The following is a 15952-nucleotide window of genomic DNA, read 5'->3' on the forward strand; positions in this document are numbered from 1 at the left end:
CCGGCGATCCGCCGCCGGCCTATTCGTATCGAGTCGGCCTGCAATTCGCGTGAATTGCAAGCCGACTCGACACAAACGGGCTGTCTCAATGAGGCCGACCACCTCACGGGGAACGATATCTAGCGCTCGAAGACCACGCGCCCGTCGAGCACGGTGAGGTCGACGGCCACGTCGGGCAGCCCGGCGGCACCGGTCTCGAAGGGGTCGGAGGCGAGCACGGCGAGATCCGCGGCCTTTCCGACCTCGATCGTGCCCTTCCAGGCGTCGGCGCGGTCCTGCTCGGCGGGCACCGCGGTGTAGGCGCGCAGCAGCCGGTGCAGCCGGTCGCGCGCGGCGGCGGGCGAGGTGCCTCCGCCCATCGCGACGATGCGCTCGTCGGCGGCGGCGATCCAGCGGCGCCAGTCGTAGTGCAGCACGGGCGCGTCCGATGAGAGCACGAGCACGTCCGCGTCGAGGGCGGCGGCGAACTGCCAGGCCTCGGCGGCCGTCTCGGGCCCCATCATGGCGGCGAGCCACTCGCCGGTGATCGAGGCGATGCCCGGCTGCGCGTTGAGCCAGACGCCGAGCTCGGCCATGCGCCGCACCTGCTCGGCGGTGGCGAGGTCGCCGTGGATGATGACGTGGCCGAGCTGCTGCGCGGAGGGGGCGCCGGGCTGCGCCGCTGCCTCGGCGATCGCGTCGAGGGCGAGCTGGATGGTGCGGTCGCCGGTGGCGTGCAGGCCGATCTGCAGGCCGGCCCCGTGGGCGGCGCGGATCATCTCGGCGAGCCGCTCGGCCTTCTGCTCGATGCCGTCGCCGCGCACGAGCAGGTCGCCGTGGGTGCCGTCGTCGTAGGGCCGCTCGGTCCAGGCCTGGCGCGAGAGCGGGATGAGGTCGCCGAAGATCTTGACGCCCGGCACGTTGAGCCAGGCCGGGTCGGGCTCGGGAGCGGCGACGGCGCGCTCGCGGATGCCGGCGAGCACCGTCTCGACGTCGCTCGGGCCGTCGAGCACGCCGTAGAGCGCGAGCATGGTGACGCGCTGACGCAGTGCGCCCGCGGCGGCGAGTTCGCGGTAGACGTCGAGCACCTCGCTGTGGAAGCAGCCGGTCTCGCCCTCGTCCTCTCCGGGCCCGATGCCCGGCTCGGTGTAGCTCGTGATGCCGAGCTCGGACAGCATCCGTCCGGCGGCGAGGATCGCGGCGCGGCGGGCGTCCCGGTCGGGGGCGAGCACGCCGCCGACGCCGGCGGCGGCCTCGGGATCGGGGGCGCCGAAGAAGGTGTGCGGCCAGCGGGCGCCGAGCCAGGTGGCGTGCAGGTGGGAGTCGTTGATGCCTGGCAGCAGCGCGCGGCCGTCGAGCTCGATCACGCGGGTGCCCTCGCCGATGAGGGGTCCGATGTCGGCCGTCGAGCCGACGGCGACGATGCGCCCGTCGGAGACGGCGACGGCCTCGGCGCGGTTCGCGGCCTCGTCCATCGTGAGCACGGCGCCGCCGAGCAGCACGAGGTCGGCCGAGCCGCTCGGGCCCGCAGGGGCCCTGCCGCCCGATGATGCCGCGCTGCGCCGCGTCATGATGCGCTCCGCTTGGGTGTCATGGATGCACTCCGTCTCAGTGGATTCTCTCGCGATCGCGAGTCCCCCGATTCATCGGTGAATCGGGGCTCCCCGTTTGGGTCAACGTATGTAGAATAAAACCACATCCTCGGCATCCGTGCAACGACGCCATGCCGACATCCAACGGAATGGAGCTTTCGATGACGATTCCCACATCCACCCGCGCGGCCGTGCTCACCGAGCACGGCTCGCCGCTCGAGATGCAGGAACTCCCCCTCCCCGACCGCGTCGAACCCGGCGCCGCGCTCGTGCGCATCACCTGCACCACGCTCTGCGGCACCGATATCGAGATCTGGGCGGGCAAGATGACCTTCCCCGGCATGCTGCCGATGGTGCTCAGGCATGAGATGGTGGGCGAGGTCGTCGCCGTCGGCGAGGGCGCCGTCGACGCCCTCGGCGAGCCGCTCGCCGTCGGAGACCGCATCGGCTGGTCCGAGTCGGTGTGCGGCGAGTGCTTCGGCTGCACGGTGCTGCGCCAGCCCGTCGCGTGCTCCCGGCGCGGCTACGGGTTCCTGCAGCGCAGCGACGTCGTCCCCTACGCGACCGCCGGCCTCTCGGAGTACGCGTACGTGACGCCCGGCGCGCAGAAGCTGCGACTGCCCGCCGAGGTCAAGGACACGTGGGCCTCGGCGGCGGGCTGCGCCGCGAAGACCGTGCTGCGCGCCTTCGATCGCGCGGGCGGCGTGCGACCCGGATCCCGGGTCGTCGTGCAGGGCTCGGGCGCACTGGGCCTGTTCGCCACCGCGGTCGCGAGCATCTCGGGGGCGGGCACCGTCGTCACGGTGGGCGCCCCCGCGCCGCGCCTCGCCCTCGCGGAGCGCTTCGGCGCGACCCACACCGTCGACATCGCGGGCGGCTCGGAGGCGACCATCGCGCGCGTGCTGGAAATCACCGAGGGCCGGGGCGCCGACCTCGTGCTCGACTTCGCCGGAGCGCCGAGCATCGGCCCCGAGGCCGTCGGCATGGCCGCTCAGCGCGGCACGGTCGCGATCGTCGGCTCGACCGGCCCCGCCGGCGATCCCTTCCCGCTCTCAGCGATCATGGGCAAGGAGCTCACGGTCGTGGGATCCCTCAACGGCGACGTCTCCGACTACTTCCGATCCATCGAGTTCTTCCGCACCTTCGCGGACCGCTTCCCCTGGGACGAGCTGTTCTCGCAGCCGTGCGGCCTCGCCGAGGCCTCCGACCGCATCGCCAACATGCACCGGTTGGGCGAGGTGAAGGCCGTGATCGATCCGCGCATCGACGCCGCCTGACCCACCCGCTCCCGTCGCTCCGCACGCGCTCGCGCCCCGGCCGAGCGCGCGGCGGCCGACGGCCCCTCACCATCGAAAGGACCCCCATGACCACCCCAGTCCCCCGCCGCCGCATCGGCCGCAGCGAACTCGAGACCTCCGTCTTCGCGCTCGGATCGTGGCACATCTACGACCGCATGCACTTCGAGGACGCGGTCGCGATGGTGCGCACCGCCGTCGACCGCGGCGTCAACCTCTTCGACGTGGGCGTCTACGGCGCCCCGGGCATGCCGCCGGCCTTCACCGACGTGCTATTCTCGGCGATCATCCGCGCCGTGGGCGTGCCCCGCGACGAGTACCTGCTCTCCGAGAAGCTCTGGCTCGAGGGCTGGGACGCCGACCGCGGCTTCCGACCGCAGCTCGAGAACGCGCTCTTCCGCGTCGGCGACGACCACGCCGACCTCGTGATCCTCGGCGACCTGCGCCGCGACGACGTCGAACTGCGCGACATCGCGCTCAGCCTCGACGAACTGCAGCGCGCGGGCCTGATCCGGGCCTGGGGCGTCAACAACTGGTCGGCGTCGAACGTGCAGGCCCTGCTCGACATCGCGACCGCCGAGGGCATCGCCGCGCCCGAGATCGCGCAGCTCAAGTACAGCATCTCCCGCCGCTCGATCCCCGACGGCGAGCCGTTCGCGCGCCTGTGGCAGCAGGGGCTCTCCATGCAGGCCTCCGACGTGATGGAGGGCGGCTACCTCGCCGGCAAGGTGGCGACCGACCGCGAGGTGGGGCGCGATCCGGGCGGCATCCGCCAGCGCATCATCGACGACGTGCCCGCCTTCGTCGAGCTCGCCGACGAGCTCGGCGGCACCCCCGCCCAGCTGGCGATCGCGTTCACGCTCACCCACCCGGCGACCGCGACCACCCTCTTCGGAACGTCGAGCACCGCCCAGCTCGAGGCGAACCTCGGCAGCCTCGAGCTGCTCGACCGCGTGGGCTCCGAGACCATCCGCGCGCGCGTCGAGCCGTTCTGGGCCGACCGCGGCCTCGTCGACCCGGAGGGACCGTGACCATGAGCACCGACGCCGCAGCAGGAGCAGCGGCGGGATCGGGATCGGGATCGGGATCCCTCCGCCCCGTCGCCCACGGCCGGCCCAGCGTCGCGCCCGTGCCCTTCGACCCCGAGGTCGTGCCCGTGCTCGAGGCGCTGGCTGCGACTCCGCAGCCCGGTCTCAGCCGAGAGACGCTCGCGGCGATGCGGGAGCCGGGCCTCGGCCCCGCTTTCCCGAGCGGCGCCGAACTCGTCGTGGGTCGCGCGGTGACCGCCGAGGAGCTCGTGATCCCGGGGCCCGTCGGCGCCCCGGCGCTCGAGGCCACCGTGTTCGCCCCCGCCGACCGCGGGCCCGACCCCCTGCCCGTGCTCGTGAACTTCCACGGCGGCGGCATGATCGTGGGCCACCGCGCCTGGGAGCACGGTCGTGTGATCGATCTCGTCGAGCGCCACGGCGTGGTCGGGGTGAACGTCGAGTACCGGCTCGCCCCCGAACACTTTTCGAATTCATTTTTCAAAGCTAAACACTTCCTCTTCGTCTTCGGCACCGTGCTCCTGAGCATCTGTTTCGCCGTCGTCTCGTTCTTCGTCCTCGGAGTCGTCNCTCGTGCACCAAAAATTCCATCGAAAACCGCTGGGTCGCCGAGCACGCGGCCGAACTGGGCGCCGATCCCGACCGCCTCGTCGTGATGGGCGGCAGCGCCGGAGGCGCCTTCGCGGCCGCGGTGTCGCTCATGGCGCGCGACCGCGGCGGCCCCGCGATCGCCGGCCAGCTGCTGCTGTGCCCCATGCTCGACAACACGAACTCGACCGTGTCGAGCCTGCAGTACGACGGCATCGGCACCTGGACCCGCGACGCGAACCTGCTCGCGTGGGAGTGCGTGCTCGGCGAGGAGCTCGCCTACTCCGACCGCGCGCCCGCGTACGCGGCGCCCGCGCGCGCCGACGACCTCGCGGGGCTGCCGCCCGCGTTCATCGAGGTGGGCGCCGCCGAGATGTTCCGCGACGAGGACGTCGACTACGCCCGGCGCATCTGGGCGACGGGCGGCCCCGCCGAGCTGCACGTCTGGTCGGGCGGCTGCCACGGCTTCGACATGTACATGCCCGAGGCCGAGATCACCCGGGCCGCGCTCGCGTCGCGCGACTCGTGGCTCGCCCGCGTGCTCGGCACCGTGGCGGCACCCCCGCCGAAGCCGCTCGCGGCCGGGTCCGCCGCGCAGGATCCCGTCGGCGCCGCCGACCAGGGGGCCGCACGATGACCGCCCCGCAGCGCTACCGGGCCGCCGAGCCCGAGGCGCGTCCCGCCAGCGTCCCCTACGATCCCGAGCTCGAGGCCGGCCTCGCCTTCTTCCTCGACCTCGTGGAGCGCATCCCGCTGCGCGCCCACACCATCCTCGAGAACCGCGCGCACTTCGCCTCGATCACGCCCTCGATGGAGGTGCAGGCCGACGGCCGCGCGGTCGAGTGGGAGCACCGCACGATCCCGGGCCCCGCGGGATCGCCCGGCATCGAGGTGACGATCGTGCGGCCCCGGGGAAGCGGCGAGCACGACGCCCCGCGCCCCGGCGTGCTCGGCATCCACGGCGGCGGCTACGTGCTCGGCACCCGCTTCTTCGGCACGGGCGAGCTCATCGACCTCGCCGAGCGCTTCGGCACGGTGGGCGTCGCGGTCGAGTACCGCCTCGCCCCCGAGCACCCCGCGCCGGCCGCGGCGGAGGACTGCTTCGCCGCGCTCGTCTGGATGTCGCAGAACGCCGACCGGCTCGGCATCGACCCCGCGCGCATCGTCGTGTCGGGCGCGTCCGCCGGCGGCGGTCTCACCGCCGCGGTGTCGCTCATCGCGCGGGATCGCGGCGGCCCCGCGATCGCCGGCCAGCTCGTGGGCTGCCCCATGATCGACGACCGCAACACGACGGTGTCGGCCTGGCAGTACGACGGCATCGGCGCCTGGGATCGCAACAACAACGACACCGGCTGGGACGCCGCGCTCGGCGCCGACCGCGGCGGCGAGCGCGTGCACCCCTACCAGGCGCCCGCCCGGGCGACCGACCTGTCGGGGCTGCCGCCCGCGTTCATCGAGGTCGGCTCGGCCGAGGTGTTCCGCGACGAGTCCGTCGACTACGCGAGCCGCATCTGGGCGGCCGGCGGCGAGGCCGAGCTGCACGTCTGGTCGGGCGGCTATCACGGTTTCACGGGCTTCTCCCCCGACGCCGTGGTGTCGCACGCCGCGAACGACGCCCGCGACAGCTGGTGGCGCCGGATCCTCGCCCGATGAGCGCGCGTGCACGACGGCGCGCGGGCGCCTCGCCCTCGCGGCCGATGGGGCTGCTGCGCATCACGCTGGTGCTCGGCCTGCTCGAGGCGTTCGGGCCGCTCTCGATGGATCTCTACCTGCCGCAGCTGCCGCAGCTCGCCCGCTCCCTCGACACCTCCGACGCGCTCGCCCAGGCGACCATGTCGGTGTGCATGATCGGGCTCGGGATCGGGCAGCTCATCGCCGGCCCGCTCTCGGACCGCTTCGGGCGCAAGCGGCCCCTCGTGGTGGGGGTGGTGCTCTTCGCGGTGCTCTCGGCGGTGTGCGCCGTGGCGCCCACGATCGAGGTGCTGCTCGCGGCGCGTCTGATGCAGGGGCTCGCGGGATCGGCCGGAGTGGTGATCAGCATGGCGGTCGCGCGCGACCTGTTCCACGGGATCGAGCTCTCGCGGATGCTGTCGCTGCTCGCGCTCGTCACCTCGCTCACCCCGATCATCGCTCCGGTGATCGGGGGCCAGCTGGCACGGGTGATGGACTGGCGCAGCATCTTCTTCGTGCTCGCCGGGATCGGCGTCGCGCTCGTGTTCGTGGCCGTTTTCGGGCTGCGCGAGTCGCTGCCCGAGGCCGGCCGCCACTCGGGCAGTGTGCTCGGCACGACGGTGACGCACGCGTCGGTCGTGCTGCGCGACCCGCTGTTCGTGGCGCTCATGCTGGCGGCGTGCCTGGGCGGTGCGGCCTTCTTCTCGTACCTGTCGATGTCGAGCTTCGTGCTGCAGGGCCAGTTCGGTCTCACCCCGCAGCTCTTCAGCCTCGTCTTCGCGATGAACGCGCTCTCGCAGCTCGGGGGCGCCCAGCTCAGCCGCGTGTTCGTGCGTCGGCTCGGCACGGCGCGCATGTACCTCACGGGCCAGCTGGCCGGCGCAGCGGCCGCGATCGCGCTGCTCGTCGTGACCCTGCTCGGCGCCCCGGCACCCGTCTTCATCGCCCTGCTCGCCCTCTACCTGGGCGCGGCCGGGCTCGGCGGCCCGAACGGCACCTCCCTCGCCCTCGGCGGGCACGGTTCGAGGGCGGGCACCGCGTCGGCGCTGCTCGGCATGGCGATGTTCACCGCGGGCGCGGTGGCGGCTCCGGTGGTGTCGGCGCTCGCCGGCAGCTCTGCCGAGACCATGGCGACGAGCGTCGCGGCGGGATCGGCCGCGGCCGCCCTCATCGGCTGGCTCGCGGTGCGGCGGCTCGCCCCGGCGGATGCCGGGCGGCCGCTCTCGGCGAGAGCCCGCGCCGAGGCCGACGCGGCGTCGCTTCCGGGCACGGCAACAGGACCGGTGGCCGAAGCGGCGGTGGATCCGGGTACGGGTGCTGCGACGGACGACGACACGGGCGCCGCGCCGACTGTTCCCTCAGAGACAACGGGGGCACCGCCCGAGACAAGCCCCGGCCGGCCCGAAAAGCTACCCTGAATGACATCTAGCGGTATTCGACCTGGAGGATCCATGGAAACCTACGAAAGCCTGCTCGCAGCAGTCGTCGCAACCGAGGGCGAGACCCGCGACTCGGTCAACCCCGCCACCGACGAGGTGATCGGCAAGGTGCAGAAGCAGTCGATCGAGGATCTGGAGGCCGCGATCGACAAGGCCGAGGCCGCTCAGCCCGCCTGGGCCGCGCTCGGCGACGACGAGCGCCGCGCCTACCTGCACCAGGCCGCCGACAAGATCGAGGCGTCGGCCGAGGCGCTCGCCGAGCTGCTCTCGCGCGAGCAGGGCAAGCCGCTCAACGGCCCGAACGCCCGCTTCGAGGTGGGCGGCTGCGTGGCGTGGACCCGCACCGCCGCCGAAACCCCGCTGCCGGTCGAGGTGCTCGTCGACGACGAGTCGGGCTATGCCGAGATGCACTACCGCCCCATCGGCGTGGTCGGTGCGATCTCGCCGTGGAACTGGCCCATGATGATCTCGATCTGGCAGATCGCGCCGTCGCTGCGCATGGGCAACACCGTCGTGATCAAGCCCGCCGACACCACCGCGCTGTCGGTGCGCGCGCTCGTCGCCGTCATGAACCAGGTGCTGCCCGAGGGTGTGCTCAACGTCGTCACCGGCCCCGGACGCACGGTGGGCGACGCCCTCACCCGCAGCCCGAAGATCGGCAAGATCATGTTCACCGGTTCGACGCCCGTCGGCCAGCAGATCATCGAGGCCTCGGCCAACAACGTGACCCGCCTCACGCTCGAGCTCGGCGGCAACGACGCCGGCATCGTGCTGCCCGACGTGGACCCGGCGGCCATCGCCGAGGACCTCTTCTGGGGCGCGTTCATCAACACCGGCCAGACCTGCGCCGCGCTCAAGCGCCTCTACGTGCACGACTCGGTCTACGACCAGGTCGTCGAGGAGCTCGCGAAGGTGGCGGCGAACGTGCCGATGGGTGTCGGCCTCGACGAGAACAACGTGCTCGGTCCGCTGCAGAACCGGGGCCAGTTCGACACCGTCGACCGCCTCGTCGAGGCCGCCAAGGCCTCGGGCGCCCGCGTGGTGCTCGGCGGAGAGCCGGACCGTGACGCCCCCGGCAACTTCTACCCGACCACGATCGTCGCCGACATCGACCCCCACAACGACCTCGTGGTCGAGGAGCAGTTCGGCCCGGCGCTGCCGATCATCCGCTACACCGACCTCGACGAGGTCATCAAGCTCGCGAACGAGCTCGAGTTCGGCCTCGGCTCCTCGGTGTGGACGCAGGATCGCGCGAAGGCGCTCGAGGTCGCCGGCCGCCTGCAGGCCGGCACCACGTGGATCAACTCGCACGGCGGGCTGCACCCGATGGTGCCGTTCGGCGGCGCGAAGAAGTCGGGCTACGGCCGGGAGTTCGGCGTCGAGGGCCTGAAGGCCGTCGCCGAGCCCCAGGTGATCAGCGGACGCTGATCGCCCCTTCCCGGAGACGGGCGCGGCTGCTCTTCCGAGCGCGGCCGCGCCCGTTCGCGCATCCCACCACGAAAGCAGGAATCATGAGTGAAGCAGCAGCCGTCGAGGCCGCGGTGCAGCAGTACGTCGACGGGTGCAAGGCCGCCGACGCCGACGCCGTGCGCGACGCGTTCGACGAGAACTCCGTGATGTGGGGCTACCTCGGCCCCGACTACGTCACGATGACCGGCGCCGAGTTCGCGGCGAACGTCGTCGCGACGGCCGAGCCCTCGGGCCCCGAGTACTCATTCGAGATCCACGGGATCACCGTCACCGGCGACGTCGCGCACGCCGTGCTCGACGAGCGGGGCTTCCTGGGCGCCGACTTCCGCAACCACTTCGGGCTCGTCAAGCGCGACGGCGCGTGGCGCATCACCAGCAAGGTGTTCACCACGGTCTGAGCGCTCGCACGGCCTCGGTGAGGGACCCGGACTCGGTGACGCCGGATCCCGGGTTTCCATCTCACCGAGGCCGGATCTTCCACCGAAGCAGGATCCCCGAGGCGCCCCATGACCGGCCGCAGGCCTCGCACCGCGGCGTGCACGGGCCTCGAACGCCTGCGGCCCGGGTGCTCCCCGAAGGGAGCATCCGGGCCGCAGACCTCAGCTTCTCGAAGCGCTACCAGCGCGGCTTGCGCTTGCCGTCGGCTCGGTTGCCGCCGCCGTCGCGGTTGCCGCCATCGCGATTGCCGCCACGATCCCAGCGGTCTCCGCCGCCCCGGCGATCATCGCGGTCCCAGCCGCGGTTGCCGCGATCCCGGTCGTACCCGCCGCGCTCCCCGCCGCGATCGTCGCGCGAGCCGCGGTTGCGGTCGTAGCCGCGATCCTGGCCGCGGTCGTACCCGCCGCGGTCGGAACGGTCGTACCCGCCGCTGTTGCGGCCGTAGCCGCCCCGATCATCGCGGTCGCGGCGCTGGTATCCGCCCGAGCGGTCGCCCCGGTCTCCCCGATCACCTCGGTCGCCCCGGCCCCCGCGGTCGAAGCGGTCACCGCGGTCGCGGCCGCCACCGTAGGATCCGCCCCTGTCGAGCGACATCTCGATGAGCTTGCCGCTGATGCGGGTCTGCGCGAGCTTGTCGAGCGACTCGGCCGGCAGCTTCTTGGGCAGCTCGACGAGGGTGAAGTCGTCGCGGATCTGGATGCGTCCGAAGTCGTCGCGCGACAGCCCGCCCTCGTTCGCGAGCGCGCCGACGATCTGGCCCGGCTTCACCTTCTGGCGGTGACCCACCTCGAGCCGATACATGGCCAGGTCGTCGCGGCGCTCCCTCGGCCCGCGATCCGCACGCTCGCCGCGCTCGGCACGCTCGCCCCGACCGCGATCCCTCGAGCCGTCCTCGAGGAACCGCGCGGCCTGGGCGCGGTCGCGCTCGAACTTGCGATCGTCGTCCTCGGAGAGCAGCAGCGGCGTATCGCCCTGCGCGACCACGGCGAGCGCCGCGGCCACGTCGGCCTCGGGCACGTCGTGGTGGCGCACGTAGTGGTCGATGATGTCGCGGAAGGCCTCGATCCGCTTCGTCTCCTCGAGCGCGGCGGTGATCGCGTCGTCGAAGCGGGAGAGGCGGGTCGCGTTGACCTCGTCGACGCGCGGCAGCGGCATCTGGGTGAGCGGCTGCTTGGTGGCCTTCTCGATGGCGCCGAGCAGGCGGCGCTCGCGCGGCGTGACGAAGCTGATCGCGTCACCCGTGCGGCCCGCACGGCCGGTGCGGCCGATGCGGTGCACATACGACTCGGTGTCGATGGGCAGGTCGTAGTTGATGACGTGGCTGATGCGCTCCACGTCGAGGCCGCGCGCGGCGACGTCGGTCGCGACGAGGATGTCGAGCTTGCCGTCCTTGAGCGCCTGCACGGTGCGCTCGCGCTGCGCCTGCTGGATGTCGCCGTTGATGGCCGCGGCCGAGTATCCGCGTGCGCGCAGCTTCTCGGCCACCTGCTCCGAGTCGCCGCGGGTGCGCGTGAAGACGATCATGCCGTCGAAGTCCTCGACCTCGAGGATGCGCGTGAGCGCATCGAGCTTCTGCGTGTAGGAGACGACGTTGTAGCGCTGGGTGATGCTCGCGCTCGTCTGCGTCTTGCCCGCGATCTTGATCTCGCGCGGGTCGTTCAGGTGCTGCTGCGAGATGCGGCGGATCTGCGCGGGCATGGTCGCCGAGAACAGTGCGACCTGCTTAGTCTCGGGGGTGTCGGCGAGGATCGTCTCGACGTCTTCGGCGAAGCCCATCTTGAGCATCTCGTCGGCCTCGTCGAGCACGAGGTACTTGATCTGCGACAGGTCGAGCGAGCCGCGGTTCAGGTGATCCATGATGCGGCCGGGGGTGCCCACCACGATGTCGACGCCGCGGCGCAGCGCGCTCAGCTGCTGGCCGTAGGCCTGACCGCCGTAGACGGGCAGCAGACGCACCTCGGGCAGGTGCGAGGCGTAGCTCTCGAAGGCCTCGCACACCTGCAGCGCGAGTTCGCGCGTGGGGGCGAGCACGAGGGCCTGCGGCACCCCCTGGCCGGGCTCGATGCGGCTGAGGATCGGCAGCGCGAACGCCGCCGTCTTGCCCGTGCCGGTCTGTGCAAGGCCGACGACGTCCCGGCCGCTGAGCAGCACGGGGATGGTCGCCGCCTGGATGGCCGACGGGTTCTCGTAGCCCACGTCGGTGATGGCCCGCAGCACATCGGGATCGAGCCCGAGATCGGCGAAGGTGGTGCGCGCCTTCTCTGCGTTCTTGGCGGGCTTCTCGGCGGAAGCGGCTTCGGCGACGGGTTCGGTCGCAGCCTCAGCTTCGGGTGCGGAGTCGGCCGCAGCCGCAGCCGCAGCCTCGGGCGCGGAATCGGCCTGCGCCTCGGGCTCGGAATCGGTCTCGGGGGCGGTCTCGGATGCGGTATCGGCCCGGGTGTCGGCCTGCGCGGGAACTTCGGGCTGGGGTTCAGCCGGTACAGCAGCCTCGGTGGAGGCTACGTCGGTGGCGGTCTCGATGGGCTCGCCTGCGTCGACGTTTTCAGAATTGGTCATCATACAATCCTACCGCGGATCGCGCGACGCCGCGCCGCGGTCCCCGGATCCGCGCTCAGCTCCCAGCCCGCCCGCACCGCGCGCCCCGCTGCAGTGCAGGATCGGCGCCCCGGATCGCTGCCGCGCAGCGGACCCGCGGTGCCGGTCCCGCAGGGGCTCGCGTTACGCGGCGGGCGCCTCGCGCAGCGCGAGCCACTCGGCGCGGCGCTGAGCCTGCAGGGCGGGGTCGGCGACGGGCGAGGCCGCGAGCAGCCGCTGGCTGTAGGGGTGCTGCGGATCCCGGGTCACCTGCTCGCCGTCGCCGATCTCGACCAGGTTGCCGCGGTACATCACGGCGACGCGGTGGCAGATGCGCCGCACGACGCCGAGATCGTGCGAGACGAAGAGGTACGACACGCCGGTGTCGCGCTGCAGCTCGATGAGCAGGTCGAGCACGGTCGCCTGCGTCGTGAGGTCGAGCGCGCTCACCGGCTCGTCGCAGATGATCAGCCTCGGCTTGCGCACGAGCGCGCGGGCGATCGCGATGCGCTGCCGCTGCCCGCCCGAGAACTCGCTCGGGTAGCGGTCGATCACGCTCGCCGGCAGGTTCACCCGCTCGAGCATCTCCCCGACGATCCTGCGGGCCTCGGCCCGGGAGGTGCCCGCGGTGGAGAGCGGCTCGGCGAGGATGTCGCCGATCGTCATCATCGGGTTCAGCGAGCCGTAGGGGTCCTGGAAGACCACCTGGATGTCGGAGGCGAGGTCGCGCCGGGAGCGGCCCTTGAGGTGCGTGATGTCGCGACCGTCGAAGCTGATCCTGCCGCCCGCGACGGGCACGAGGCCGAGGATCGCCTTGCCGAGCGTCGACTTGCCCGATCCCGACTCGCCGACGAGACCCACGCACTCCCCCGCGCCGATCTCGAGCGAGACCTCGTGGAGCACCCGGTTGGGCTTGCGCTTGGAACCGTACTCGACGACCACGTTCTCGGCCCGCAGCAGGGGCTCCCCGTGCGCCGACTGGGACGCCGCCGACGCCTGCGGCGCCTGCACGCCCTGCGGCTGGATCGTCTCGCTCATGCGTTCTGCTCCTTCGTGGCGTGGGCGGCGGGCGCCGCGGGCGCGTGCGCGTCGAGACCGGTGTCGAGCTCGACGCGGCTCTCGGCACCGTCGAGCGACGCCGCGATGAGCTCGCGCGTGTAGTCGCTCTGGGGGTTCTCGAAGATGGGGCCCACGTCGTCGATCTCGACGATCGATCCCGACCGCATCACGACGACGCGGTCGCAGAGGTCGGCGACGACGCCGAAGTTGTGGGTGACGATGACGAGCGCCATGTCGTACTCCTGCTGCAGCTCGCGCAGCAGCTCGAGCACCTCGGCCTGCACGGTCACGTCGAGCGCCGTGGTGGGCTCGTCGGCCACGAGCACCGACGGCTTACCCGCGATCGCGCCGGCGATGAGCACGCGCTGGGCCATGCCGCCCGAGAGCTCGTGCGGGTACGACTTCATGACGCGCGCGGGGTCGACGATGCCGACCCGGTCGAGCATCGCAAGGGCCCGCTCGCGCGCCTCGGACCGGCTCATGCCGTGCACGGCGCGCAGCGGCTCGATCAACTGGTAGCCGATCGTGTACGAGGGGTCGAGGTTCGACATCGGCTCCTGCGGGATGTAGCCGATCTCGTGGCCGAGCAGCTGGGCCCGATCCCGCTTCGAGAGCGTGGTCACGTCCTCGCCGCCGATCCAGATCGCATCGGCCGTGTAGTAGCCGGACTTGGGCAGCAGGTCGAGCATCGAGAACACCGTCTGCGACTTGCCCGATCCCGACTCGCCCACGATGCCGAGCACCTCGCCGGGGGACACGTCGAGGGTGATGCCGTGCACCACCTCGACCTCGCCGTCGGTCGTCTCGTAGTTGACGCGCAGGTTCTCGAGCCGCACCGCCGAGTCGACGGCGGCGACCGAGATCGAACCGGTGGTGGTGGCGGTCGCGCCGGCGGGCGTCTTCTCGGCGTTGAGGCGCGCGATGCGCTTGCGCTCGCGGCGCGAGAGCGTGGGCGTCTTGACGCTGATCACGTCGGCGAGGGTCGACCCCATGACGGCGAGGGCGGCGATGGTGATGCCGAGCGCGAGCGAGGGCCAGAGCAGCAGCAGCGGATCGGTGCGCATCACGCGGAAGCCCTCGTTCATGGCGGCGCCCCAGCCGGGGGTGGTGCCGCCGCCGATGCCGAGGAACTGCAGGCCGGCCTGCATGCCCATGGCCATGCCCGCGGTGAGCGCCGACTGGATCACGATGGGGGCGACGACCGCGCGGATCACGTGGCGGCCCATGATGCGCAGGTCCGAGAGCCCCGCCACCTTCGCGGCGTCGACGTAGGCCTCGCCGCGCACCGCCATGACGGTGGAGCGGGTGAGGCGGAAGTAGCCGGGGGCCATGAAGACGCCGACCGTGATCATGAGCACGGTGAAGTCGTTGCGGAACGCGGCGGCGACAATCAGCAGGATGATCATGCCGGGGATCGCCTGCAGGCCGTCGCTGATCCAGGTGCCGATGCGGTCGACCGCGCCGCCGTAGTAGCCGGCGGCGAGCCCCGAGGGGACGCCGATCACGAGGGAGGTGACGATCGCGACGAGCGCGCCCCACAGTGTGATCTGGGTGCCCCAGATGATGCGGCTGAGCACGTCGCGGCCGGTCGTGTCGCCGCCCAGAGGGTGTTCGGCGCTCGGCAGAGCGCGGGTCAGGCCGAGGTCGACCGCGTTCGGGTCGTGGGGCGAGAGCCAGGGCGCGAACACCGCGACGAGCACGATGAGTAGCAGCACGACTGCGGTGACGGCGCCGGCTGGGCGGCGCAGGAAGCGGACGAACGTCGTGCCGCGGCTGCCGCCGCGCGAGTCGACGGCGTCGGCGACGGTGTCGGTGATCGGGGCGGTCATTTCACACGGGCCTTCGGGTTGATCCAGCCGAGCAGGATGTCGAGCAGGAAGTTGACGATGACGACGAAGATCACGGTGATGACCGTGATGCCGAGCAGCATCGGGATGTCGCCGTTCTGGGAGGCGCCCTGGGTCATGGCGCCGATGCCGGGCAGCGCGAAGATCTGCTCGACCACGATGGCGCCCGAGAGCAGGCCGACGAACATGAGGGCGAGGATCGTGAGCGAGGCGGGCGCCGCGTTGCGCAGCAGGTGGATCACGACGCGCCAGGGCGGCAGGCCGCGGCTGCGCAGCGTGCGCACGTAGTCCTGGCGGTCGGCCTGCATGATGGCGTTGCGCAGCTGCTCGGCGATCATCACGATCGCGCCGAGCGCGAGTGCGATGGCCGGAAGTGTGATCGACTGCAGCCACTCCCCGACCGACTGCGAGGGTGCCGTGTAGCCGACGGCGGGGAACCACTTGAGCTGCACCGCGAAGATCATCACGAGCACGAGCGCCACCCAGAAGCCGGGCAGGGCGAAGAGGATCACGGATCCGGCCTTCACCGCGCGGTCGATCCAGGTGTTGGGACGCAGGCCGGCGATCACGCCGAGCACACCGCCGAGCACTGCGGAGAGCAGGATCGAGACGGTGACGACCGAGAGCGTGACGGGCAGCTTGAGGGCGATCTGCTTGCCGATGGGCTGGAAGTTCTTCCAGGAGTCTCCGAAGTCGCCGCGCAGCATGCCGCCGATCCAGTCGCCGAACTGCACGAGCAGCGGCCGATCCGTGCCGATCTTCTGCGCGAGCGCGGCCTGCGCCTCGGGCGTCGCGGCGCTGCCGAGCAGGCCGAGCGTGGGATCTGGGATCGCGGCGTGCGCGAGGAAGAATGTGCCTGTCGCGACCGCGAACAGCAGGATCACCCCCGAGAGCAGCCTCTTGAGCGTGAATGAGAGCATCGGATCTCCTGAATCGGATTTCGGGGAAGTCGTT

The 15952-nt window shown here is 71.9% G+C and carries 13 protein-coding genes; 8 read left to right on the forward strand and 5 right to left on the reverse strand.

Going from position 1 to position 15952, the window contains the following annotated elements; translation table 11 throughout:
* Nucleotides 1-119: 119 nt before the first annotated feature.
* The gene (locus H490_RS20545) at nucleotides 120-1550 is read right to left on the reverse strand and encodes an amidohydrolase (RefSeq protein ID WP_017883308.1); all 1431 of its coding nucleotides are present in this window, start codon (nucleotides 1548-1550) and stop codon (nucleotides 120-122) included.
* Nucleotides 1551-1732: 182 nt separating this feature from the next.
* Here H490_RS20545 and H490_RS20550 point away from each other — a divergent pair, with 182 nt between their 5' ends.
* The 8 genes from H490_RS20550 to H490_RS20575 all read left to right on the forward strand — a co-directional run bounded on the left by H490_RS20550 (nucleotide 1733) and on the right by H490_RS20575 (nucleotide 9478).
* Nucleotides 1733-2848, forward strand: a complete 1116-nt coding sequence (locus H490_RS20550) for a zinc-binding dehydrogenase (protein WP_017883309.1) — start codon at nucleotides 1733-1735, stop codon at nucleotides 2846-2848.
* An 86-nt stretch (nucleotides 2849-2934) separates the two neighbouring features.
* Nucleotides 2935-3897, forward strand: a complete 963-nt coding sequence (locus H490_RS20555) for an aldo/keto reductase (protein ID WP_017883310.1) — start codon at nucleotides 2935-2937, stop codon at nucleotides 3895-3897.
* 2 nt (nucleotides 3898-3899) lie between these two features.
* Nucleotides 3900-4568, forward strand: a complete 669-nt coding sequence (locus H490_RS32805) for an alpha/beta hydrolase (protein WP_051066144.1) — start codon at nucleotides 3900-3902, stop codon at nucleotides 4566-4568.
* The gene (locus H490_RS0115655) at nucleotides 4568-5137 is read left to right on the forward strand and encodes an alpha/beta hydrolase (RefSeq protein ID WP_017883311.1); all 570 of its coding nucleotides are present in this window, start codon (nucleotides 4568-4570) and stop codon (nucleotides 5135-5137) included. The genes H490_RS32805 and H490_RS0115655 overlap by 1 nt, the downstream gene beginning before the upstream one ends.
* Nucleotides 5134-6153 (forward strand): alpha/beta hydrolase, encoded by a 1020-nt coding sequence (locus H490_RS20560; RefSeq protein WP_017883312.1) that lies wholly within the window; start codon nucleotides 5134-5136, stop codon nucleotides 6151-6153. The genes H490_RS0115655 and H490_RS20560 overlap by 4 nt, the downstream gene beginning before the upstream one ends.
* Nucleotides 6150-7589: a multidrug effflux MFS transporter gene (locus H490_RS20565; protein ID WP_238560308.1), complete on the forward strand. Its 1440-nt coding sequence runs from the start codon at nucleotides 6150-6152 to the stop codon at nucleotides 7587-7589. The genes H490_RS20560 and H490_RS20565 overlap by 4 nt, the downstream gene beginning before the upstream one ends.
* A 33-nt stretch (nucleotides 7590-7622) precedes the next feature.
* Complete coding sequence (locus H490_RS20570) at nucleotides 7623-9038, forward strand: aldehyde dehydrogenase family protein (RefSeq protein WP_017883314.1); 1416 nt, start codon at nucleotides 7623-7625, stop codon at nucleotides 9036-9038.
* 83 nt (nucleotides 9039-9121) lie between these two features.
* Nucleotides 9122-9478 carry a nuclear transport factor 2 family protein gene (locus tag H490_RS20575; RefSeq protein WP_017883315.1) on the forward strand — a complete coding sequence of 119 codons (357 nt, stop codon included), beginning with the start codon at nucleotides 9122-9124 and terminating at the stop codon, nucleotides 9476-9478.
* 217 nt (nucleotides 9479-9695) lie between these two features.
* On the opposite strand, the gene H490_RS20580 is transcribed toward H490_RS20575, so the two are convergent.
* The 4 genes from H490_RS20580 to H490_RS20595 form a co-directional block, all read right to left on the reverse strand.
* On the reverse strand, nucleotides 9696-12074 hold the full coding sequence (locus H490_RS20580) for a DEAD/DEAH box helicase (protein WP_017883316.1): 2379 nt from the start codon (nucleotides 12072-12074) through the stop codon (nucleotides 9696-9698).
* A 162-nt stretch (nucleotides 12075-12236) separates the two neighbouring features.
* Nucleotides 12237-13130 (reverse strand): ABC transporter ATP-binding protein, encoded by an 894-nt coding sequence (locus H490_RS20585; RefSeq protein ID WP_017883317.1) that lies wholly within the window; start codon nucleotides 13128-13130, stop codon nucleotides 12237-12239.
* Nucleotides 13127-14980: a dipeptide/oligopeptide/nickel ABC transporter permease/ATP-binding protein gene (locus H490_RS20590; protein WP_017883318.1), complete on the reverse strand. Its 1854-nt coding sequence runs from the start codon at nucleotides 14978-14980 to the stop codon at nucleotides 13127-13129. Before H490_RS20590 ends, H490_RS20585 begins: the two co-directional genes overlap by 4 nt.
* A complete protein-coding gene (locus H490_RS20595; protein ID WP_017883319.1) occupies nucleotides 14977-15918 on the reverse strand; it encodes an ABC transporter permease in 942 nt (313 codons plus the stop codon). The genes H490_RS20590 and H490_RS20595 overlap by 4 nt, the downstream gene beginning before the upstream one ends.
* Nucleotides 15919-15952 lie beyond the last annotated feature (34 nt).

The sequence above is a fragment of the Leucobacter sp. UCD-THU genome, assembly GCF_000349545.1.
GTDB classification, from domain to species: domain Bacteria; phylum Actinomycetota; class Actinomycetes; order Actinomycetales; family Microbacteriaceae; genus Leucobacter; species Leucobacter muris.